Below are 21,174 nucleotides of genomic sequence, written 5' to 3'. Positions count from 1 at the left end.
GGGGTGCGGAGAGTGGACCATGGAGGGTCCACGCCCCGACTTAAAGACAGGAGGTCGTCAGGAGGGCGCAGCACCCCCAGCCCGCCGGGCGGCGACTCCTGCCGAAGCCGATCTCCCGAGAGCAGGCCATGACTCAAAGTCAGGCCAGGCACGCCCTGCGCCCCGACTTAAAGTCAGGAGACGCAGCACCCCCAGCCCGCCGGCCAGCGACTTCCTCCGAAGCCGACCCAATGAGCCGGGAGAGGAACCAAAAAAACGGCGCCCCGAACTCCGGGGCGCCGCTGGCAGGGCGGAAAGTCGTGCTGACCAACCGCACGAGGTCTTACGGCGTGCCGTCGCCCTCTTCTTCCTCCGGCTCGGTGGCGTCCTGCGGCTGCTCGCTGTCCGCGGTCACGGCGGCGTTGCCCGTGGCGGTGGCGTTGCCGGAGATCGCAGTGGCCGCCTGATCGCTGGCCTGGTCGCCGGTGCGGGCCGCGCCCCTGACTGCATCGCCGACCTGCTCGCCGCCCGTGCGGGCAGCTTCGGCCGCCTGCTGCACGGCGTCGACGCGGGTCCGGGCATCGCTCTGCGCCTGAACGCCGGCACTGACCGGGCCAGCCTGGACGCCGACGCCGGCATGGCCTCCGGCGCCCACGCCGATGCTCTGGGCAAAGGCGAACGGCGTGGCCAGGACGGTGGCAAGCAGGGTGGGAAGCAACAGTTTGCGCAGGGTCATCGTGACATCTCCTTGTGGGGATCGAATGAACGTAGTGGTTCTCATGGTCGCGCCCCTCGACGACCCGCCGACCCTACCCAGCGCCCTCCTGCTCGCGACTGAACAACGGACTTTTAACGTTGCCGGCGCCGATACGCGACAATGCGCATTCCGCCTTGCAGGGCAGATCGCATCGCATGGGCTTTGCCGCATGAACATCCGTTACGACGCCGCCGACATCGAAGTGCTCTCGGGCCTGGACCCGGTCCGGCGCCGGCCCGGCATGTACACCGACACCACCCGCCCCAACCATCTGGCGCAGGAGGTGATCGACAACGCGGTGGACGAGGCGCTGGCCGGGCATGCGCGCACGATCGAGGTCACGCTGCACCCCGACGGTTCCTGCGAGGTCGCCGACGACGGCCGCGGCATGCCGGTGGACCTGCACCCGGAGGAGAAGATCCCCGGGGTGGAACTGATCCTCACCCGGCTGCACGCCGGCGGCAAGTTCAGCAACAAGAACTACACCTTCTCCGGCGGCCTGCACGGGGTCGGCGTCAGCGTGGTCAATGCGCTGTCGTCGAAGCTCGAGGTATTCATCCGCCGCAACGGCAACGAGTACCGGATGGGTTTCGCCCACGGCGAGCGCGTCACGGCGCTGGAAACCGTCGGCAGCGTCGGCAAGCGCAACACCGGCACGCGGCTGCGCTTCTGGCCGGATCCCGGGTATTTCGACAGTCCCAAGTTCCACCTGCGCGCGCTCAAGCACCTGCTGCGGGCCAAGGCGGTGCTGTGCCCCGGGCTGACCGTGCGCCTGTACGACGCCGCCAGCGACGAGCGCGCGGAATGGCACTACGAGGACGGCCTGCGCGCGTACCTGAAGGGCGAGCTGGCCGGCGCCGAGCTGCTGCCGCCGGAGCTGTTCGTCGGCCAGCTGCACAAGGACACCGACATCGTCGACTGGGCGCTGGCCTGGGCCGCCGACGGCGAGCTGCCGCAGGAAAGCTACGTCAACCTGATCCCGACCCTGCAGCATGGCACCCACGTCAACGGCCTGCGCACCGGCTGCACCGATGCCTTGAGGGAATTCTGCGACTTCCGCAACCTGCTGCCGCGCGGGGTCAAGCTGGCGCCCGAGGACGTGTGGGACCGCGCCGCGTTCGTGCTGTCGCTGAAGATGGCCGAGCCGCAGTTCAGCGGCCAGACCAAGGAACGGCTGTCCTCGCGCCAGGCCGCCGGTTTCGTCGAGGGCGCCGCGCACGACGCGTTTTCGCTGTGGCTCAACACCCACGTCGAGCTGGGCGAGAAGATCGCGCAGCTGGCAATCGAACGCGCCAGCGCGCGGCTGAAGACCGAGAAGCAGATCACCCGCAAGAAGGTGACGCAGGGCCCCGCCCTGCCCGGCAAGCTCGCCGACTGCATCTCCCAGGACCTCTCGCGCACCGAGTTGTTCCTGGTGGAAGGCGACTCGGCCGGCGGCAGCGCGCGGCAGGCGCGCGACAAGGACTTCCAGGCGATCCTGCCGCTGCGCGGCAAGATCCTCAACACCTGGGAAGTCGCCTCCGGCAGCGTGCTGGCCTCGCAGGAGGTGCACGACCTGGCGGTGGCGATCGGCTGCGATCCCGGCAAGGACGACATCTCCGGCCTGCGCTACGGCAAGATCGTGGTCCTCGCCGACGCCGATTCCGACGGCCTGCACATCGCCACCCTGCTCAGCGCGCTGTTCCTGCGGCATTTCCCGGCACTGGTGGCGGCCGGCCACGTGTTCGTGGCGATGCCGCCGCTGTTCCGGGTCGATGTCGGCAAGCAGGTGTTCTACGCCCTGGACGAGGAGGAAAAGCGCCTGCTGCTGGAGCGCATCGAACGCGAGAAGCTCAAGGGCGCGGTGCATGTCACCCGCTTCAAGGGCCTGGGCGAGATGAACCCGGCGCAGCTGCGCGAGTCCACCATCCATCCCGACACCCGGCGCCTGGTGCAGCTGACCGTCGACGACGACGGCCAGACCCGCTCGCTGATGGACATGCTGCTGGGCAAGAAACGCGCCGGCGACCGCAAGGCCTGGCTGGAAGCCAAGGGCGACCTGGCGACGCTGGAGGTGTGACGAGGGCGATAGGGGGCGCCATTTCCCTCGCCTTCCGGGTGATGGTGACGACGTATGCGCGAGCCATGCTTGGCAAGCGCCCCCCTGCAGGCGTTAGGATTTTGCGGCCCCGGCGACGGGGCGTCTGAACCGACTTGGGGAGAGTCCGAATGAACCGATCGCCTGCGACCCTGCTGGCCGCCTTGCTATGCCTGCCCTCCGTCCCAGCCCTCGCCCAGGCGAAGCTGCCCGTCGAGGATTTCGCGCGCCACGCGGAGATCAACTCTGCGGCGCTGTCGCCGACTGGCGAGTACGTCGCCCTGGCTGTCCCCAACGAGGATGGCATGGAGACCCGGCTGCATATCGTCAAGCTCGACGGTAGCGGCAGCACCCAGGTGCTTCGCTTCGGCAAGCAACAGCACGTGACCAGCCTGACCTGGAGCGACAACGACCAGATCGTGGTTTCACGCGCAAAGATGGAACCGCTGGAGGCCCGGCCTTACAGCTATGGCGAACTGATGAGTTCGGATGTAGCCGGAAAGACCCAGGAAACCTTGTTTGCCTACGTGCCCGATGCCGGCCAACAGCGCGGCCGCCGCAAGGATCGCGGTTTCGCGACCGTGGTCAAGGTGCTGGATGACGAGCCGGGCCAGGTGCTGGTGGATTTCACCGCATGGCCGCAGCGTCGGGGCGACGAGGATCGTCCGACCGCGATCTACAAGGTCGACACCCGTAGCGGCCATCGCGAACTGATCGAGCAGACCAGCGAGACCGCGACGTTCATGTTCGATCACTCCGGGCGGGCGCGGCTGAAGACAACCACCGACGACAACGACGATCCGGTGCTGATGTATCGCCCTGGCGCAGGCAATGATTGGCAACCGGTTCCCAAGACGCTTGCTGGCTACAACATGAGCCTGCTGTATGTTGAAGCCGACAACAACACCGCCTACGCCGCCATCGTCGACAAGGGCGAACCGGCGCAACTCTATAAGGTGGATCTGGCCAAGGGAACCCGCATGCGTCTGGCCGGGCGCGAGGACATGGGCATCGGACGCGTGCTTTACGCCGGGCACGATGGCCCGCCGTTCGGCGTGATCTTCGACGAGGGCAAGCCCTCGGTGCAGTACCTGGATCCGGACTCCGAATGGGCCAAGCTGCATGCCGGCCTGCTGAAGGCCTTCCCGGGGCAGATGGTGTCGATCCTGGACTGGACGCGGGACAACAAGAAGTTGCTGTTCCTGGTCTGGAGCGATCGCAACCCGGGCGGCTACTACCTGCTGGACCGCAGCAACAACAAGGTGCAGCTGGTCAACGAGGTAATGCCCTGGATCAAGGCCGGCTCGCTATCCCCCAGCATCCCGATCAGCTTCACCACCAGTGACGGCCTGACCTTGCATGGCCTGTACACCGGCGCAATCGGAAAGGGGCCGCAGCCGTTGGTGGTGCTGCCGCACGGCGGTCCGCACGGTCCCTACGACAGCTGGGGTTACGACAGCGATGTGCAGTTCCTGGCCAACCGCGGCTACGGCGTATTGCAGATCAACTACCGCGGTTCCGGCGGCCGCGGCAAGGCGTTCCTGGAAAGCGGCTACCTGCAGTGGGGCGGCAAGATGCAGGACGACCTGGCCGATGGCGTGCGCTGGGCGATCGCCCAGAAGCTGGCGGACCCCAGCCGGATCTGCACCTTCGGCGCCAGCTATGGCGGTTACGCCGCGTTGATGCAGCCGATCCGATACCCGGATCTCTACAAGTGCGCGATCGGCTATGTGGGCGTATACGACCTGCAGGTAATGAAGAAAAAGGGCGACATCGACGACGGCGCCTCCGGCCGGCGTTATCTTGACCGCGCGCTGGGCACCGATATTGCGCAGCTGAAAGCCTGGTCACCGGCGCAAAACGCGGCCAAGATCAAGGTACCCGTGCTGTTGGCCGCGGGCAAAGATGACCTTCGCGTGCCGATGGACCAGTTCAATGCGCTGGTCAACGCCTTCAAGGCAGCCGGCACCCCGGCGGAAACTCTGGTATTCGACGGCGAGGGCCATGGCTTCTACAAGCCAGAGCATCGTGCCGAGTTGTATCGCCGGATCGAGGCATTCCTCGCCAAGCACATCGGCCCGGACGCGCGCTAGCGCCGCAACCGGCAGGGTGCGGCCGTGAGACCGCACCCTGCCGCCGAGCGTACGGTGCGCTGGCCCGGGGAAGCCGCACCCCGGAACCCACATGCACAAGGGCGCGCCGCACCGCCGCGCTAGAACAGGCGCGCGAGCGCGGCGTACTGCCGGTGCAGCCATGCCGCGACGCGATCGACCTCGGTGTCGTAGCGGCCGCTGACCGCCAGCCAGATCAGATAGCCGAGGACGGCGAACACGAACAGCGCGAACAGGCGCTGGCCGACGTTGGCGGAACGCGGTTTCCCGGCGGATGGTTCGACATCGCTCATGTCGCGGCTCCCAGCAGGTCGCGGAGAAGGGGCTGTAACTGGCGCGCCCGCGTCTCGTCCCAGGCGGAGCTGGCCTCGTCCATGTAGCTGCGCTGGCTGATCTCCAGCTGCACCGCATCCACGCCGTGGTCCGGGTCGCCGTAATGGCGGGTGATGTAACCGCCCTTGAAACGGCCGTTCGTCACCCAGTCGTAACGCGATTGCGCGGACAGGACGGCCTCCAGCCGCGCCTGCAGCGCCGGGGCGCAGCTGGCGCCGCCGGCGGTGCCGAGATTGAGGTCGGGCAGCCGGCCCGGGAACAGGAACGGCAACTCGCCGCGAATCGAATGCCCTTCCCACAGCAGTACGCGACCGTGCGCGGCCCGAAGCCGGGCGACTTCGGCCTGCAACGCGGCGTGGTAGGGGCGCCAGTACGCGTCGATGCGCGCGGCAATTTCGTCGGCGGTCGGCGCGCCGCCGTCGCGGTAGACCGGTTCGCCGGAAAACTGCACCAGCGGGCACAGTCCGGTGGTGTTCTGCCCGGGGTACAGCGAGGCGTCGTCCGGCGGCCGGTTGAGGTCGACCACGTAGCGCGAATAGCGCGGCACCAGCAACGAGGCGCCGAGCTCGCGCGCGAACGCGTACAGCCGCGCCACATGCCAGTCGGTGTCCGGCGCGCGGCGCGCGGCGTCGGTCATCCGCGCCGCGAGCGCGTCGGGGATCGCACTGCCGTCGTGCGGCAGGCTGAGCAGCAACGGCCGGGTGCCGCGATGCAGGGTGAAGGTGTCGGATCCCATGGCTCTGGCCCGTCATTCCCGCGCCGGCGCGGGTTCGGCACGCGCATTGTCCGATATCCCGCGACTTCGGCCGCCCCCACGCAAGGCCTCGAGACGCGGGCGGCGCAGCCATGCGCCTGCCGGGAGCCGCCCCGCGCTCACGCGAAGCGGTCCGGACGGTAGGGCGCCGGATCGAACGCCGGCGTGCGGCCGCAGACCAGATCCGCCAGCAACTGCGCCGTGCCGGGACTCATGCTGACCCCGAGCATGCCGTGGCCGGTCGCCAGCCATTGGTGCGCGCGCCCCGGCACCGGGCCCAGGAGCGGGACGTCGTCGACGCTCATCGGCCGCCAGCCGCACCATTCCTCGCACCGCACCGGCCCCACGCCCTCGTGCAGGTATTCGTGGGCGGCGCGCTCCAGCGCGTCCAGGCGGCGCCGGTTGAGGCTGGCATCGAACCCGGAAAATTCCATGGTGCTGCCGAGGCGGTAGCCGCTGCCCCAGATGGAAACGCAGACGCTGCGCTCGTGCAGCGTCAGCGGGCGCCGCGGCACCAACGCCGGGCGGTCGTAGGTGATCGAGTAGCCCTTGCCCGGCTGCATCGCCCGCGCCAGCAGTGGCAATCCCGGCGTCAGTGCACGCGCCAGCCGCGGCGACCAGGCCCCCACTGCCAGCACCACGTCGCGACCGCGGTAATCGCCCAGGGCGGTGGCGACCCGCACGCCGTCGCCGTCCGTGGTCACGTTGCGCACTTCGCAGTGCTCGACGATCTCGCCGCCGGCCGTGCGCAGCGCCTGCGCCAGGCCGGCGACGTAGCGGTCCGGGCGCAGGCTGGCGTCGCCGGGAAAGCGCACCGCACCGACGACGCCGGCGCGCAACGCCGGTTCCTCGCGCGCGTACGCGGCGCCGTCGATCACCTCGCTGGCGATGCCCAGTTCGGCGAGCGCCGCGAGGTCGCGGGTGTACTCCTCCAGCGCGGCGGCGTCGCGGAACACGTGGTCGGTGCCGGTGGTCGCGAACTCGCACTCGATCCCGTGGCTGGCGATCCAGTCCGGGAACGCGGCGCGCGAAGCCTGCAGCAGCGCCGCCCGCGCCGCGCCGCTACGCATCCAGTCGCGGGCATTGCAGTGCCCGGCGAAGCGCAGCAGCCACGACCACAGCGCCGGGTCGAAGCGCGGTTTCAGGTACAGCGGCGCATCCGGCGTCAGCATCCAGTGCAACGCCCGCACGATCGTGCCCGGTGCCGCCAGCGGCAAGGCATGGCTCGGGGTCAGGGTGCCGCAGTTGCCGTGCGAACTGCCGCAGCCCGCGGTGCCGGCTTCCAGCACCCGCACGCTGCGTCCGGATTCCAGCAATGCCAGCCCACAGGCCAGCCCGATCACCCCGCCGCCGACGACCAGCACGTCCCGCGCATCATGTTGCATAGCAACAAATTCCCCCAGGCAAATAATCCCGCAACCCCCGTTTCGACCGCGGCGGGGCCCATGTATACGTTTCCAGCGCGATTACATTGCGACGCAACATGACACGCGTCTCAAAACCCGCCTATTTTCGCTCGTCCCGTCGCCAGCGTGCCGCACTTGCCGCCGCCGGCCCCAGGACCGCCCGGATTCTCCGCTGCCGCGGACCCGGGGCGCACGTCCACCGCCGGTACCGCCGGCCCACTCCGTCAGACTCCAGGGGTTACACGAATGCATCTGCAAAGCCGTCTCCTCAGCGTGGCAATCGTCGCCGTGCTTGCCGTCCCCGCCACCGCGCTCGCCGCCGCGCGACCGGCGCATGCGCCCGCAGTGGACCGCGCCATCGGCCTGATCGACAGCCACGGCCCGGCCCTGCACCGCGCCGATGCCGACGCCTTCCTCGTGCGCGACGTCATCGTCGATCGCGACGGCACCGAACACGCCCGCTTCGACCGCACCTGGCGCGGCCTGCCGGTGATCGGCGGCGACGTGGTCGTGCATTCGCGCAACGGCCAGTTCAAGGGTGCCAGCCAGACCCTGAAGACCAGCATCCGCCCGTCCCTGGCCAGCCGGATCAGCAGCGACCAGGCGATCGTCGAGGCCGGCGCCGCCTTCGGCACCGGTTTCGACGGCGTGCCCAGCGCCCGCAAGGTGATCTACGCCCGCAGCGGCAGCCCGGTGCTGGCCTACGAGGTGCTGATGCGCGGCTTCAAGGCCGACCAGACCCCGACCGAGATGCATTATTTCGTCGATGCGCGCAGCGGCCGCATCCTCGACCGCTACGACAGCGTCCATACCGCCAAGCCCGGCGCGAAAAAGCCCGGTGGTGGCACCACCTGCTCGGGCACCACCAGCGCCAACGGCACCGGCAGGACGCTGTTCTCGGGCAATGTCGCCATCAGCACCCAGGATTGCGGCGGCAGCTTCCAGATGAAGGATCTGACCCGCGGCGGCGGCTACACCACCGACCTCAACCAGCGCACCAACGGCAGCGGCACGATCTTCAGCGACGCCGACAACACCTGGGGCAACAACACCACCTCCGACCGCGCCACCGCCGGCGCCGACGCGCACTTCGGCGTCGCGACCACGTGGGACTACTTCAAGAACGTGCACGGCCGCAATGGTATCGCCAACGACGGCAAGGGCGCACTCAGCCGCGTGCACTACGGCCGCAACTACGTCAACGCGTTCTGGTCCGACAGCTGCTTCTGCATGACCTTCGGCGACGGCAACGGCAGCACCTACTACCCGCTGGTCAACCTCGACGTCGCCGGCCACGAGATGTCGCACGGCGTGACCTCGCGTTCGGCCAACCTGACCTATTCCGGCGAGTCCGGCGGCCTCAACGAAGCCACCTCGGACATCTTCGGCACCATGGTCGAGTACTACGCCAACAACGCCAACGACACCCCCGACTACATGATCGGCGAGGAGATCTACGTCAACAATCCGTCCGGCACCAAGGCGCTGCGCTACATGTTCAAGCCGAGCCTGGACGGCGCCTCGCCGGACTGCTACAGCTCCGGCGTCGGCTCGCTGGACGTGCACTACTCCTCGGGCATCGGCAACCACGCCTTCTACCTGATGGCCGAAGGCGCGACCACCCCGGCCGGGTTCAGCGTCACGCCGGCGCAGTTGGTCTGCAACGGCAACACCGCTGCCGGCGGCATCGGCCGCGATGCGGCGCAGAAAGTCTGGTACCGGGCGCTGACGGTGTACATGACCTCCAGCACCAATTACGCCGGCGCCCGCACCGCCACCCTCAATGCGGCGCGCGACCTCTACGGCTCCGGCTCGGCGCAGTACAACGGCGTCGCCTCGGCCTGGAGCGCGGTCGGCGTCAACTGAGTCCGCGGCTGCGATGCAATACCGAACGGCCCGCGCAAGCGGGCCGTTTCTTTGGGAGTTTTCCTCCCGGTCCCGGGGCGGCTGCGCCCTGCTGCGCCCTCCTGCCTTTAAGTCAGGCCGCAGGCCATGCAGGGCCTAGCTTCGTGTGATCGGCTTCGGACGGAGTCGCCGCCCGGCGGGCTGGGGGTGCTGCGCCCTCCGGCGACCTCCTGTCTTTAAGTCGGGGCGTTGGCTATGCCTGTCCATGACGTCGCGTCATGGCTTGCGCTCGTGAGATCGGCTTCGGACGGAGTCGCCGCCCGGCGGGCTGGGGGTGCTGCGCCCTCCTGACGACCTCCTGTCTTTAAAGTCGGGTCGTGGACCCTCCATGGTCCACTCTCCGCACCCCCAGCCCGCCGGGCGGCGACTTCGCGAGCTTGGAGTTCATCGCTTCTGGCTGGTTTTCTCTACAAGCGCCGACTCACTGTGCAGAAGCCGGTGGCCCGGCCTGTGCGGGACCGTCGGCGGCATGGATGCCGCCGAGGAGCCTACAGGGACGTATTCACGGCGTGTCCCGCACAGGCCGGGCCACCGGCTTCCCCCCGCAGAAGTTTCCGCACTTGAGGGGTGTATCCACGGCGTGTCCCACAATGGCCGGGCCGCTGGTTTCCCCGCAAGGTTCCCCGCCTGAGAGAAACACTCTTTCGTGTCTGCTGCACTGGCGCCGGCACGGACCGGCGTCTCGCTCATGCCGCCTGGCCGATCCGGGGCTGCCGCAGGCGGGGCCAGCGCAGGTAGGTGACGCCGCGCCACAGCCATTCCAGCGGCCCGTAGCGGAAGCGCGCCAGCCACCAGTGCGACAGCAGCAGCTGCAACGCGAACACCACCACCACGAACAGCAGTTGCCCGGCCCGGCCCATGCCCCAGTGGCCCAGCCCGTAACCGTAGAAGAACCATGTGCCCAGCAGCGACTGCAGCAGGTAGTTGCTCAGCGCCATGCGCCCGGCCGGTGCCAGCGCCGCGACCCAGCGCCGCCAGCGGCCATGGAAGGCGAGCACCACGGCAGCGACGTAGCCCAAGCTCGCCGGCAGGTTGCCGAGCATCGCCAGCCCGGTCGCCAGCTGGAACGCGGCATCGTTCCGCCCGCGCACATGGCTGGTCGCGATGCCCGCAGCCAGTACGCCGATGCCCACCCCCACCGGGATGCCGAACCAGGCCAGCCGCCGGAACAGCGGCAGGTGCGCCGCCGGATCGAGCATGATCCCCGAGCGCACGAACCACGCGCCCAGCAGGAACATGCCGAGGACGATCATCGCGAACGCGGCATCGGTGCCTGCCTGGCGCCCGAATTCGCCCGCGCGCAGGGCCACCGCCTCGGCATAGCTGCCCTGGCTCATCACCCGCGCCTCGGTGGCGATCCTGGCGGCATGTTCGCGCAGCCGTTGCGCGCGCTCCGCCTGCGCTTTCGCCGCCGGCGTGTCCTGCGCGGCCTGCGCCGTCGCCGGCGCACGCGTCTCCGGCGGGGCCTGCAGCATCGCCGCACCGCCGACCGCCATCGCCAGGAACGGCAGCAGGTACAGCGCCAGTCCGGCATGGCGCAGGCCCGACAGCGGCCAGCGCCGCAGCACGGCGGCGACGATCGCCAGCACCAGCACCGGCACGCCCAGGGCGAGGAACAGCTGCCACGGCGGCGCGCCCAGGCCCAGCTTCGCCGCCAGCGCGCAGCCGGCGGCGAGCGCCGCGCACGCCCCCGCGAACAGGAACAGCGGCCGCGGCCGCGCATGGAACACGATCATCAGCAGCGCCGCGCCCAGCGCGTAGCTGAAAAGGATGTCGCCGGCCCACAGGAAGAGATAGTGCAGCGCGCCGATCACGCCCAGCGCCAGGGTGCGCCGCAGGTAGGGGGCGGTGAACGCGGCGCCGGCGCGCTCGGCCCGGGTCAGCATGACCGCAAAGCCCATTCCGAACAGCAGCGAGAACATCGTCCAGAACTTGCCGCGCACCAGCACGTGCACCAGCCAGCCGGCCCAGTAATCCAGGCCCGTGGCCGCCGCGACCGGCAGGCCAGCGTCGAGGTCGGCCAGCGGCCGGCTGAAGAACTCGACGTTCATCAGGAAGATCCCGAGCAGCGCGAAGCCGCGGACCACGTCCAGGGCGACGATGCGTTCGCCCGCCGCGACCGGGCCCAGGCGTCCGTGCGGCAATGCGTCGTGCGGGCGGATCTGGGGCATGGTCGGGTTTCCGCAAGGAATGCCGCATTGAACCCGCGCAGCCGGCCTTCGGTCAGGGCCGGAAGTCATCCGGGCATCCGGCACGGGGGCGACGCAATGCCGCGTCCACCAAGTCCAACGGCAACGACCCGCGCCGGCGGGCTACCCGGGGATAGCCGATGGCGCGGGGGCGCGGAGTCAGTGCTGGTGGCCGCCGTCGCCGTGGACGTGGCCGTGCTCGAGTTCCTCGGCCGTGGCCTCGCGCACCTCGACCACCTCGATGTCGAAATGCAGGTCCTTGCCGGCCATCGGATGGTTGAGGTCGACGTCGACCACGCTCATGCCGACCTTCTCGATGGTCACCGCGCGCGGCCCGAAGTTGGTGTTGAGCACCACCTGCATGCCCGGCTGCAGGCGCTGGCCGCCGAAATGCTTCTTCGGCACGCGCTGGCTCAGGCCCTCGCGCTTCTCGCCGTAGGCCTGCGCCGCCGGCACGTCGACTGCGAACTTGTCGCCGGCCTCGCGGCCCTCCATCGCCTGCTCCAGACCCGGGATGATGTTGCCGCGGCCGGCAAGGATCGCCAGCGGCTCGCGCTCGCCGGAGCTTTCCAGCGGCGCGGAGCCCTGCTCGGACACGGTGTAGTGGAAACGGACAACGCAGTCTTTCTCGATCTTCATTGCGGGACTCGGTGGAGGCCGCCGGGGCGGCAGGAGGGGGCGGCGCGTCAGTGCGCGGCAGACGGTCGGGCGCGGCCGGGGCTTGTCGTTGCGGCGTGAAGGCGCCAAGCTGGCGCCGTGACGAAGCCGGTCCCGAACCCAGCCGAGGCGGTCGCGCATTATCCCGGCAAGCCCGTGCGGGTGCCAAGGCGCGGCCTGCGCTGGCTGGCACCGGCGCTGCTGGCGGCGACGCTGGCCGCCTGCGGGAGCGGCCCCCGGCACGCCGTCCGCGCCCCGGCGCCCGCGAGCGGACACTGGGCCAGCAACGCCCCGGCCGATCCGGCCGCCAGCAACGCCGTACTGATGCGCGCAATCAGCCTGGTCGGCACGCCCTACCGCTACGGCGGCAACACCCCCGAAGGTGGGTTCGACTGCAGCGGCCTGGTCAACTACGTCTACCGCGACATGCTCGACCTGCGGCTGCCGCGGACCTCGCGCGAGCTGGCCGCCTGGCAGGGCCCGCGGATCCCGCCCGAGCGCCTGACCGCCGCCGACCTGGTGTTCTTCGGCAGCGACGGCCGGGTCAGCCATGTCGGCATCTACGTCGGCGAAGGGCGCTTCGTGCACGCGCCCAGCAGCGGCGGCACGGTGCGGCTGGACCGGCTGGACGGCCCTTGGTGGCAGGAGCATTACAGCGGCGCCAAGCGCGTCCTGCACTGAACTGAATGCGCCACCCGCCCGGTTCCTGCGGGCATCACGGCTGTCCTCACGCCGTTTTAACGGAATTTGAACCTGCTGCCGGGGATCGTGCGGCACCATCACGGCACGATGACAGCCCCGATCCCCGCGTGACGCCATCCGACCTGATTCCCAACCGCCCCGCGGCCACCCGCCGCGTGGCCGCCAGCCTGTGTTGCGCCGTGCTCTGCGCCTGCGCGCTGCCGGCCTTCGCCCAGGACGCCGCGCCGGCCAACGCCGCAACCCCCAACACGATCGTCCCGTCGACCCTCACCGCACCCCCGGCCGCATCCGCGTCGGCCGCCCGCCCCGGGCACGCCGCCGCCGCGGCACCGGCAACCGCCGAGGCCATGCCGATGCCCGAGCGCGCGATGCTGCTCGCCGGCGACATCAACCGGCTGATCGGCAGCCACACGGCCGCCGCCGCCGAGCCCGCCGAGGGCGGCCGCATCCAGAGCGTGCTCAGGCGCGCGCTGGCGCTGCTGGGGACGCCCTATCGCTGGGGCGGCAGCAGCACCGACGGCTTCGACTGCAGCGGCCTGGTCGGCTATGTCTTCCGCACCACCCTGGGCATCGAGTTGCCGCGGGTCTCGCGGGAGATGGCCCGCAGCGGCGAGCAGGTCGAACGCGCCCGACTGTCGCCCGGCGACCTGGTGTTCTTCGGCCGCCGCGGCCGCGTCGACCACGTCGGCATCTACGTCGGCGACGGCCAGTTCGTGCACGCCCCGCGCACCGGCCGCGACGTCACCGTCTCGCGCCTGGACAGCGGCTACTGGAGCAGCAAGTTCCTGCAGGCGCGGCGCGTCGCCGGGATCTGAGTCCGCCTCACCCTTCCCCGTTCCAGGCCGCCGCAGGGCGGCCTTTCGCTGTCCGGGGCCCGCGTCCGCAGCTTGCGGGCGCAGGCGCCCGTGTCTGCCCGGCATCTTCGACGGCACCGGCACCTGGGCCGCACACGCGACAGACGCCGGTCGTCCGCGGACTGCGGGCCCCCATGCCGGTCGTGCGCACCGCGGCCGTGCTTGCGGGGTGCCGTCGAAGCGGCGATGCTCGCGTCGATTGCTGCGGAGACGCCGATGCTGCGGACGATCCTGGGCGTGCTCGCCGGCCTGGCGACGATGTTCCTGGCCATCATGGGCATCGAATTCCTCGGCCACCTGCTGTATCCACCGCCCCCCGGGCTGGACCCGATGGTGCCGGAGCAACTGCAGCGGCTCCTCGCCGCACAGCCGCCCGCGGCGCTGGCGCTGGTGGTGCTGGCCTGGGTTGCGGGGGCCTTCCTCGGCGGCTGGGTGGCGGCGCGGATCGCGCCCGCGCATCCGCGCCTGGTCGCGGGACTAGTCGCGCTGGTGGTGATGGCGGGCGTGGTCGGGATGATCGTGCAGATGCCGCAGCATCCCCGCTGGATGGGGGTGCTCGGGTTGCTGCTGCCGCTGCCCGCGGCGTGGCTGGCGTCGACGCTGGCGCGGCCGCGCCGGCGGCCTCCCCCGGCCTGAGGGACGCCACTCAGCCTGGCTCGCGCAGCGGATGCGGCTCGGCCGCCTCGCCGGCGGCGATGCCGAGATTGCTCGAGGCCGCCTGGTAGGCCTCGCGGTCCAGCAGCCCGGTTTCGCGCGCGACCAGCACCGGGACCAGCATCTGCCCGGTGACGTTGGTCATCGTCCGCATCATGTCCAGCACGCGGTCGATCGCATACAGATAGCCGATCGCCTCCAGCGGCAGGCCGGCGGCGCTGAGCACCACCGTCGCCATCACCACCGCCGTGCCCGGCACGCCGGCGGTACCGAAGCTGCCGAGCACCGAGGCGATCAGCACCACCAGGTACTGGTCGGCGGTCATCGGCACGCCGGTGTACTGCGAAATGAAGACCGCCGCCAGCGCCGGGTAGATCGCGCCGCAACCGTCCATCTTGATGCTCGCCCCCAGCGGCACCGCGAACGCGGCGTAGTCGCGGTCGACGCCCAGGTTGTGGGTGACGCTGCGCAGCGCCGCCGGCAGCGAGGCGAAACTCGAGGAGCTGACGAACGCGACCTGCATACCCGAGGCCGCGCCGCGGAAGAACTTCAGCGGGTTCAGGCCGTGCGCCAGCAGCAGGCCGCCGTACACCACCACGATCTGGATGACGCAGGCCAGGTACAGCGCGATCACGAAGCTGCCCAGCGGCAGCAGCTTGCCGAAGCCGTAGGAACCCACCAGCGCGGCGATCAGGCCGAAGGTGCCGATCGGCGTCACCTCGAGCACGAAGCGGGTGACCTGGATCATCAGCTCGCTGGCCTCGCCGGCGAGCTTGCGCGCCAGCGCCACGCGCTCGCCGAGCTTGACCATGGCGAAGCCGACCAGCGCGGCGATGAAGATCACCGGCAGGATCGAGCCCTTGTCGGCCGCCAGCACCGTCTCGCCGGCAGCGTTGCTGGTGGTGCCGATGCCGGTCAGCGCGTAGAACGCGTTCGACGGCACCACGTCCAGCAGTACCCGGATCGGGTCGGGCACGGTCTTGGGCACGTAGTCGGAGGCGATCGACAGCGCCCCGACGCCGATGCCCGGCTGCAGCACCGTGCCCACCAGCAGGCCCACGCCCACCGCCAGCATCGCGGTGACGGCGAACCATGCGAACGTGCGCCCGCCCAGCGCGACCATCGACTTCTGCCCGTGCAGCGAGGCCACCGCATGGATCACCGCGAAGAACACCAGCGGCGCGGCGATCAGCTTGATCAGGGTGACGTAGAGGTCGCCCAGCGGCCCGAACCAGGTGTCCGCCGACGGCCCGAAGCCCCAGCCGGCGAGCGCGCCGAGCACGAAGCCGGCGAGCACGCGCTGCCAGAACGGAATCCGGAACCACATCGAGACCAGCTTCATCGGTGGACGATAGCCGAGCGCGGCAGCCGGTGCGAGACGCCTGCATGGAACGCTGTGGCGGCACGCACGCAGGGAAACGGCGGCACCACCGCACACGCGCGCGGCGCCGGGCGCGGCAGCGCGGCCTCCGACCGCCGGCCGGACTGGCCCGCGCCGCTCAGAACGGCTTGGCCAGGACCAGGTACACGATCGCCACCAGCAGCGGCAGCGGGATCTCGTTGAACCAGCGCAGCGTCCGCGCCGACGGCAGCGGGCGGCCGTCGGCCAGGCGCTTGAACAGCACGCCGGAGGCGACGAAGTACGCCAGCAGCAGCAGCACCAGCACCAGCTTGACGTGCAGCCAGCCCGAGCCGGGAGCGACCATGGTCTGGAAACCCGGGATCCACAGATAGCCCAGCCACAGCACCAGCCCGAGCACGACCGCGAAGCCGAACATCATGTGACCGAAGCGATACAGCCGCCGCGCCATCAGCAGCAGGCGTTCGCGCACCGCCGGCGCGTCGCCGGCCTCGGCCAGGTTGACCAGGATCCGCGGCAGGTAGAACACGCTCGCCATCCACGCGATCACGAACACCAGGTGCGCGGTCTTGGTCCACAGGTAGGCCATGCGGGCTGCTCCGTAACGAGGGATGCGATCATACGACGCGCGCGCTTCCCGTCCCCGCCTGCCTGCCGTGGCCCGACTCCCGTGACCAAGCAATACGACCGCGACTACTTCGACCGCTGGTATCGCCGCCGCGGCATCGGCGGCGCGCGGCGGCTCGCGCGCAAGGTCGCGCTTGCGGTCGCGACCGCCGAGTACCACCTGGAGCGGCCGCTGCGCACGGTGCTGGACATCGGCTGCGGCGAAGGCGCCTGGCGCGCGCCGCTGCTGCGGTTGCGGCCGCAGGCGCGCTACCTCGGCTTCGATGCCAGCCCGTATGCGGTCGCGCGCTACGGCCGCACGCGCAACCTGCACCTGGCGCGCTTCGCCGACTTCGCCCTGCTGCGCCCGTGCCCGCCGGTGGACCTGCTGGTATGCAGCGACGTGCTGCACTACCTGTCCACGCGCGAACTCGACCGCGGCTTGCCCGGCCTGGCCGCGCTGTGCGGCGGGGTGGCGTTCCTGGAGGTCTTCGTCCGCGAGGACAGCGCCGAGGGCGACGAGGAGGAGTTCCAGGCGCGTCCGGCGCACTTCTACCGGCAGCGCTTCGAACGCCTGGGCCTGGCCGCGCTCGGCTCGCACTGCTGGCTGGCGCCGGGCCTGCGCGCCCGCGCGACGGCGCTGGAATTGCCGGGCTGAGATTGCGGCCCGCGTCACACCGGCGCGGCCGCGGCGTGCGCCCGGCATGGAGTATGCTGCGGCGCAGCACCAACGCCGGCAAGGGCACGGGGACCGATGTTGCTGTATCAGATGCACGAACTCTGGCGCGCCGGCGCGGCGCCGCTGACCTACTGGGCCGAGGCCGGCGCGAAGATGTTCTCGGCACCGGGTAGCTGGCTCGCCGGCATCCCCGAGGCTTCGCGCATCGCCGCCGGCTGCGAGCTGCTGTACCGGGTCGGCAAGGACTACGAGAAACCGGAATTCGGCCTGCACGCCGTGGAGATCGACGGCCAGCATTGCCCGGTGGTCGAGCAGGAGGTGGCGCGCAAGCCGTTCTGCCGGCTGCTGCGCTTCAAGCGCTACAGCGACGACGCCGGCAACCTGCGCACGCTCAAGGGCGACCCGTCGGTACTGGTGGTGGCGCCGCTGTCCGGCCACCACGCCACCCTGCTGCGCGATACCGTGCGCACGCTGCTGCGCGACCACAAGGTCTATGTCACCGACTGGCTCGACGCGCGCATGGTGCCGGCCGCCGAGGGCGCGTTTTCGCTGGACGACTACGTGGCCTACATCCAGGACTTCATCCGCCACATCGGCGCGCGCGAGCTGCACGTGATCAGCGTCTGCCAGCCGACCGTGCCGGTGCTGGCCGCGGTGTCGCTGATGGCCGCCCGCGGCGAGACCACCCCGCGCTCGCTGGTGATGATGGGCGGGCCGATCGATACCCGGCAGTCGCCGACCGCGGTCAACGCCATGGCCATGCAGAAACCGCTGTGGTGGTTCGAGAGCAACCTCATCCAGATCGTGCCGGCCAACTATCCCGGCCGCGGCCGCCGCGTGTATCCGGGCTTCCTGCAGCACGCCGGGTTCATGGCGATGAATCCGGAGCGGCACTTCATGTCGCACTGGGACTTCTACCAGGACCTGGTCAAGGGCGACCTGGAGGATGCCGCCGCGCACCGCCGCTTCTACGACGAATACAACGCCGTGCTCGACATGCCGGCCAGGTACTACCTCGACACCGTGCGCATCGTGTTCCAGCAGCAATTGCTGCCGCGCGGGCTGTGGGACGTGGCCGGCGCGCGCGTGGATCCGGCGGCGATCCGCTCGTACAAGGGCGGCGGCACCGCGCTGCTGACCGTCGAGGGCGAACTCGACGACATCTCCGGCGCCGGCCAGACCCACGCCGCGCACGCGCTGTGCAGCGGCATCGCCGCGGCCGACCGCCAGCAACTGACGGTGGCGGGCGCCGGCCACTACGGCATCTTCAGCGGCCGCCGCTGGCGCGAGCAGGTGTATCCGCAGGTCCGCGATTTCATCGCCGGCCATACCGCCTGAAGCCGATGGCAGACCGCGCCCTCCGGCCTTTGCACATCCAATACTGGCGGCCGCCGCGGGCCGCCGGGATACTCCCCGCATGATCCGCTTCCGCTCCCGGGCCTGGCAGCGCCCGCTGGCGCGGCTGGCGCTGGTCGCCATGCTGCTGCTGGCGACGCTGCCGACTTTCGGTCGCCTGCTGGGCGCGCGCGCCGACACCGCCCCCGCGCTGGCGTCGCCGGCTTGGAGCGCCCTGTGCACGGTCGCGGGCCTGCGCACGGTCGCCCTGCCGGCGTCCTGGGGACATGGCGCCCACGGCGACCCCGCGCCCGCGCCCGCCGGCCATGCCGGCGACGAGTGCGCCTACTGCCCGCTGCTGGCGGCGGTCGTACTGACGGTGGCCGGCGGCCTGACCGGCGTCCTGCCGCGTCCGCAACCGGCGTTTGGCACAGGAAAATCGGCGCCCGGCCGCAAGGCTCCGCACCCTTGCGGCCTGGGTTCGCGCGGCCCGCCCCTGGCGTCCTGAACCACAAGCCCTGCCTGCGCGCGCTGCCATCGCGCGTCCTTGTGCCGTTTCCGGAGCCTTTGCCATGTCGTTTTCCTCCCCCGCGGCGCCGCGTGCGTCGCGCCTGGCCGTTGCGCTGCTGCTGGCGCTGCCGCCGTCCGCGGCGCTGGCCGCCGACCCTCTCCCCGCATCCGATCCCGATTCCGAACAAGCCGTCACCCTGGAGCGCGTCGAGGTGCGCGGCCAGCGGCCGCTGGCGCAGAGCGTCCCCGACCTCGCGCAGGCGCGCGCACGCCTGGACGAGCGCGCCGGCGCCACCGCGCTGGTCGACGCGGAACGCTACCGCGACGGCCGCGTCGGCACCCTCGCCGACGCCCTCGGCTACGCCGCCGGCGTGTTCGTGCAGCCGCGTTTCGGCGCCGAGGAGGCGCGGCTGTCGATCCGCGGTTCCGGCCTGCAACGCACCTTCCACGGTCGCGGCATCGCGCTGCTGCAGGATGGCGTGCCGCTCAACCTGGCCGACGGCAGTTTCGACTTCCAGGCGATCGAGCCGCTGGCCGCGCGCTACATCCAGATCTGGCGCGGCGCCAACGCGCTGGAAGCCGGCGCCGCCACCCTCGGCGGCGCGATCGACTTCGTCTCCCCCGCCGGCTACGACGCCGCGCCGCGCACGCTGCGGCTGGAAGCCGGCAGCTTCGGCAGCCGCCGCGCGCAAGTGGCATTGGCCGGCAGCAGCGGCCGCGCCGACGCCTACCTCAGCCTGACCGGCGCGCGCCAGGACGGCTACCGCGCGCACGCGGTGCAGGAGAACTACCGCCTGTCCGGCAATGCCGGCTTCCAGTTCGGCGACCGCCTCGACGGGCGGCTGTACCTGACCCATGTCGACACCCGCTCGCAGCTGCCCGGCAACCTCACCCTGGCCGAGGCACTGCAGGATCCGGCGCTGGCGGCGCCCGCCAACCTCGCGCTGGACCAGCGCCGCGACTTCCGCCTGGACCGCGTCGCCGGCAAGCTCGCCTGGGCACCGACGGACGCCGGCAGCATCACGCTCTCGCTGTTCCATTCCGACAAGTCGCTGCACCATCCGATCTTCCAGGTGCTGGAGCAGGCCTCGCGCGACGACGGCCTGGACCTGCGCTGGCGCAGCGAAGGCATGCTGGGGGGCAGGCGCCACATCCTCGTCGCGGGCATGTCGCACGTGCGCGGTCGCCTCGACGACGAACGCTTCGTCAATGTCGGCGGACGCGCCGGCGCGCCCAGCAACCGCTTCGACCAGCACGCGGCCAACACCAGCGCCTTCGTCGAGGAGCAGCTGTGGCTGACGCCACGCTGGGCGCTGGCGCTGGGCGCGCAGGCGCTGCGCGCGGAGCGGCGCTCGCGCGACCTGCTCATCAGCGGCGGCCGCGACGAGAGTTTCGAGGTCGATTACACGGCCGTCAGTCCCAAGCTCGGGCTGCGCTGGCTGCCCGGCGAGGGCACCCAGCTGTTCGCCAACCTCAGCCGCAGCGCCGAGCCGCCGAGCTTTGGCGAACTCAGCGGCGGACCGGGCGTCACCCCGGTCGACCAGCAGCGCGCGACCAGCGCCGAACTCGGCCTGCGCCTGCACCGCGAAACGCTGTCGCTGGACCTGGCGCTGTACCGCGCGCGGATCGACGGCGAGCTGCTGGCGCTCAGCGACGGCCAGGGCAACCCGCTGGGCACGGTCAACGCCGACCGCAGCCTGCACCAGGGCCTCGAGTTCGGCGTGGAGTGGACACCCGCGCCCGCCTGGCGGCTGTCGGCCAGCTACCTCTACAACGACTTCCGCTTCCAGCGCGACCCGGTCTACGGCGACAACCGGCTGGCCGGCGTCCCGCCGCAGCAGTTGCGCGCCGCGTTGCGCTGGGCGCGCGGGGCGCGCTGGCATGTCGAGCCGAGCCTGGAATGGGTGCCGCACGGCGGCTACGTCGACCACGCCAACACGTTCCGCGCACCCGGCTTCGCCACCATCGGACTCAGGCTCGGCGGCGATGCGGGCGCCCACTGGCAGTGGTTCGCCGACCTGCGCAACCTGGGCGACCGCCGCTGGATCGCCAGCACCAACGTGGTCGCCGATGCCCGCGGCGTGGACGGCCGCAACTTCCTGCCCGGCGACGGGCGTGCGCTGTATGTCGGGCTGGAGTGGCGCCCGGACTGATCGCTGCCCGGCTCCGCGCTTGCGTGGGAAAGCCGTCCGGGCCGCATCCGTCGCCCCGGTCGTCGCCACGCTCCGCAGCCCGAGCGCCCCGCGGGCGGCGTGAAGGCCTCCCGCTGCAGCGCCCTTCCCCCGCCTGCGGGAGAAGGGCCACAT

General features: G+C 70.8%; 18 protein-coding genes. 10 read left to right on the top strand and 8 right to left on the bottom strand.

Annotated features, from left to right (window positions below; all coding sequences use genetic code 11):
• Nucleotides 1-322: 322 nt before the first annotated feature.
• Nucleotides 323-715: a hypothetical protein gene (locus D0Y53_RS10880; protein ID WP_117203349.1), complete on the bottom strand. Its 393-nt coding sequence runs from the start codon at nucleotides 713-715 to the stop codon at nucleotides 323-325.
• Nucleotides 716-905: 190 nt separating this feature from the next.
• Here D0Y53_RS10880 and parE point away from each other — a divergent pair, with 190 nt between their 5' ends.
• Nucleotides 906-2,795 carry a DNA topoisomerase IV subunit B gene (gene parE, locus D0Y53_RS10875; RefSeq protein ID WP_117203348.1) on the top strand — a complete coding sequence of 630 codons (1,890 nt, stop codon included), beginning with the start codon at nucleotides 906-908 and terminating at the stop codon, nucleotides 2,793-2,795.
• Nucleotides 2,796-2,944: 149 nt separating this feature from the next.
• A complete protein-coding gene (locus D0Y53_RS10870; RefSeq protein WP_117203347.1) occupies nucleotides 2,945-4,906 on the top strand; it encodes an alpha/beta hydrolase family protein in 1,962 nt (653 codons plus the stop codon).
• Nucleotides 4,907-5,025: 119 nt separating this feature from the next.
• Here D0Y53_RS10870 and D0Y53_RS10865 read toward each other — a convergent pair whose 3' ends face one another.
• The 3 genes from D0Y53_RS10865 to D0Y53_RS10855 form a co-directional block, all read right to left on the bottom strand.
• Nucleotides 5,026-5,217: a hypothetical protein gene (locus D0Y53_RS10865; RefSeq protein ID WP_117203346.1), complete on the bottom strand. Its 192-nt coding sequence runs from the start codon at nucleotides 5,215-5,217 to the stop codon at nucleotides 5,026-5,028.
• Nucleotides 5,214-5,993, bottom strand: coding sequence for an N-formylglutamate deformylase (gene hutG, locus D0Y53_RS10860; RefSeq protein ID WP_117203345.1), 780 nt, complete (start codon nucleotides 5,991-5,993; stop codon nucleotides 5,214-5,216). Before hutG ends, D0Y53_RS10865 begins: the two co-directional genes overlap by 4 nt.
• 137 nt (nucleotides 5,994-6,130) lie before the next feature.
• On the bottom strand, nucleotides 6,131-7,396 hold the full coding sequence (locus tag D0Y53_RS10855; protein ID WP_117203344.1) for an NAD(P)/FAD-dependent oxidoreductase: 1,266 nt from the start codon (nucleotides 7,394-7,396) through the stop codon (nucleotides 6,131-6,133).
• Nucleotides 7,397-7,669: 273 nt separating this feature from the next.
• On the opposite strand from D0Y53_RS10855, the gene D0Y53_RS10850 reads away from it, so the two are divergent.
• Complete coding sequence (locus D0Y53_RS10850) at nucleotides 7,670-9,283, top strand: M4 family metallopeptidase (RefSeq protein WP_386725040.1); 1,614 nt, start codon at nucleotides 7,670-7,672, stop codon at nucleotides 9,281-9,283.
• Nucleotides 9,284-10,008: 725 nt separating this feature from the next.
• On the opposite strand, the gene D0Y53_RS10845 is transcribed toward D0Y53_RS10850, so the two are convergent.
• Together D0Y53_RS10845 and D0Y53_RS10840 are read right to left on the bottom strand one after the other, a co-directional pair.
• Nucleotides 10,009-11,493 (bottom strand): DUF418 domain-containing protein, encoded by a 1,485-nt coding sequence (locus D0Y53_RS10845; protein ID WP_117203342.1) that lies wholly within the window; start codon nucleotides 11,491-11,493, stop codon nucleotides 10,009-10,011.
• Nucleotides 11,494-11,670: 177 nt separating this feature from the next.
• A complete protein-coding gene (locus tag D0Y53_RS10840) occupies nucleotides 11,671-12,150 on the bottom strand; it encodes an FKBP-type peptidyl-prolyl cis-trans isomerase (RefSeq protein WP_117203341.1) in 480 nt (159 codons plus the stop codon).
• Nucleotides 12,151-12,324: 174 nt separating this feature from the next.
• Between D0Y53_RS10840 and D0Y53_RS10835 the strand changes: the two genes are divergently transcribed.
• The 3 genes from D0Y53_RS10835 (at nucleotide 12,325) to D0Y53_RS10825 (ending at nucleotide 14,360) form a co-directional block, all read left to right on the top strand.
• Nucleotides 12,325-12,849, top strand: coding sequence for a C40 family peptidase (locus tag D0Y53_RS10835; protein WP_199492051.1), 525 nt, complete (start codon nucleotides 12,325-12,327; stop codon nucleotides 12,847-12,849).
• Nucleotides 12,850-12,977: 128 nt separating this feature from the next.
• A complete protein-coding gene (locus D0Y53_RS10830; protein WP_233511759.1) occupies nucleotides 12,978-13,685 on the top strand; it encodes a C40 family peptidase in 708 nt (235 codons plus the stop codon).
• Between the two features lie 255 nt (nucleotides 13,686-13,940).
• Nucleotides 13,941-14,360, top strand: a complete 420-nt coding sequence (locus D0Y53_RS10825) for a hypothetical protein (protein ID WP_117203339.1) — start codon at nucleotides 13,941-13,943, stop codon at nucleotides 14,358-14,360.
• Between the two features lie 10 nt (nucleotides 14,361-14,370).
• Here D0Y53_RS10825 and D0Y53_RS10820 read toward each other — a convergent pair whose 3' ends face one another.
• Together D0Y53_RS10820 and D0Y53_RS10815 are read right to left on the bottom strand one after the other, a co-directional pair.
• Complete coding sequence (locus D0Y53_RS10820) at nucleotides 14,371-15,720, bottom strand: dicarboxylate/amino acid:cation symporter (protein ID WP_117203338.1); 1,350 nt, start codon at nucleotides 15,718-15,720, stop codon at nucleotides 14,371-14,373.
• A 157-nt stretch (nucleotides 15,721-15,877) separates the two neighbouring features.
• Complete coding sequence (locus tag D0Y53_RS10815; protein ID WP_117203337.1) at nucleotides 15,878-16,327, bottom strand: CopD family protein; 450 nt, start codon at nucleotides 16,325-16,327, stop codon at nucleotides 15,878-15,880.
• Nucleotides 16,328-16,408: 81 nt separating this feature from the next.
• On the opposite strand from D0Y53_RS10815, the gene D0Y53_RS10810 reads away from it, so the two are divergent.
• The 4 genes from D0Y53_RS10810 to D0Y53_RS10795 all read left to right on the top strand — a co-directional run bounded on the left by D0Y53_RS10810 (nucleotide 16,409) and on the right by D0Y53_RS10795 (nucleotide 21,021).
• Nucleotides 16,409-17,002, top strand: a complete 594-nt coding sequence (locus D0Y53_RS10810) for a class I SAM-dependent DNA methyltransferase (RefSeq protein WP_117203336.1) — start codon at nucleotides 16,409-16,411, stop codon at nucleotides 17,000-17,002.
• A gap of 99 nt (nucleotides 17,003-17,101) precedes the next feature.
• Complete coding sequence (locus D0Y53_RS10805; RefSeq protein ID WP_117203352.1) at nucleotides 17,102-18,361, top strand: polyhydroxyalkanoate depolymerase; 1,260 nt, start codon at nucleotides 17,102-17,104, stop codon at nucleotides 18,359-18,361.
• Between the two features lie 79 nt (nucleotides 18,362-18,440).
• Nucleotides 18,441-18,866 (top strand): DUF2946 family protein, encoded by a 426-nt coding sequence (locus tag D0Y53_RS10800; protein ID WP_117203335.1) that lies wholly within the window; start codon nucleotides 18,441-18,443, stop codon nucleotides 18,864-18,866.
• A 64-nt stretch (nucleotides 18,867-18,930) separates the two neighbouring features.
• Nucleotides 18,931-21,021 carry a TonB-dependent receptor family protein gene (locus D0Y53_RS10795; protein ID WP_117203334.1) on the top strand — a complete coding sequence of 697 codons (2,091 nt, stop codon included), beginning with the start codon at nucleotides 18,931-18,933 and terminating at the stop codon, nucleotides 21,019-21,021.
• Nucleotides 21,022-21,174: the final 153 nt, after the last annotated feature.

Source organism: Cognatiluteimonas weifangensis (assembly GCF_003416885.1).
In the GTDB taxonomy this organism is placed as follows: domain Bacteria; phylum Pseudomonadota; class Gammaproteobacteria; order Xanthomonadales; family Xanthomonadaceae; genus Cognatiluteimonas; species Cognatiluteimonas weifangensis.
This window is presented reverse-complemented; position numbering and strand designations above follow the sequence as displayed.

Bases quoted from the DNA above. Each gene is read 5' to 3' on its own strand.
- D0Y53_RS10880 (WP_117203349.1), bottom strand. From the start codon at position 715: ATGACCCTGCGCAAACTGTTGCTTCCCACCCTGCTTGCCACCGTCCTG.
- parE (WP_117203348.1), top strand. From the start codon at position 906: ATGAACATCCGTTACGACGCCGCCGACATCGAAGTGCTCTCGGGCCTG.
- D0Y53_RS10870 (WP_117203347.1), top strand. From the start codon at position 2,945: ATGAACCGATCGCCTGCGACCCTGCTGGCCGCCTTGCTATGCCTGCCC.
- D0Y53_RS10865 (WP_117203346.1), bottom strand. From the start codon at position 5,217: ATGAGCGATGTCGAACCATCCGCCGGGAAACCGCGTTCCGCCAACGTC.
- hutG (WP_117203345.1), bottom strand. From the start codon at position 5,993: ATGGGATCCGACACCTTCACCCTGCATCGCGGCACCCGGCCGTTGCTG.
- D0Y53_RS10855 (WP_117203344.1), bottom strand. From the start codon at position 7,396: ATGCAACATGATGCGCGGGACGTGCTGGTCGTCGGCGGCGGGGTGATC.
- D0Y53_RS10845 (WP_117203342.1), bottom strand. From the start codon at position 11,493: ATGCCCCAGATCCGCCCGCACGACGCATTGCCGCACGGACGCCTGGGC.
- D0Y53_RS10840 (WP_117203341.1), bottom strand. From the start codon at position 12,150: ATGAAGATCGAGAAAGACTGCGTTGTCCGTTTCCACTACACCGTGTCC.
- D0Y53_RS10825 (WP_117203339.1), top strand. From the start codon at position 13,941: ATGCTGCGGACGATCCTGGGCGTGCTCGCCGGCCTGGCGACGATGTTC.
- D0Y53_RS10820 (WP_117203338.1), bottom strand. From the start codon at position 15,720: ATGAAGCTGGTCTCGATGTGGTTCCGGATTCCGTTCTGGCAGCGCGTG.
- D0Y53_RS10815 (WP_117203337.1), bottom strand. From the start codon at position 16,327: ATGGCCTACCTGTGGACCAAGACCGCGCACCTGGTGTTCGTGATCGCG.
- D0Y53_RS10800 (WP_117203335.1), top strand. From the start codon at position 18,441: ATGATCCGCTTCCGCTCCCGGGCCTGGCAGCGCCCGCTGGCGCGGCTG.
- D0Y53_RS10795 (WP_117203334.1), top strand. From the start codon at position 18,931: ATGTCGTTTTCCTCCCCCGCGGCGCCGCGTGCGTCGCGCCTGGCCGTT.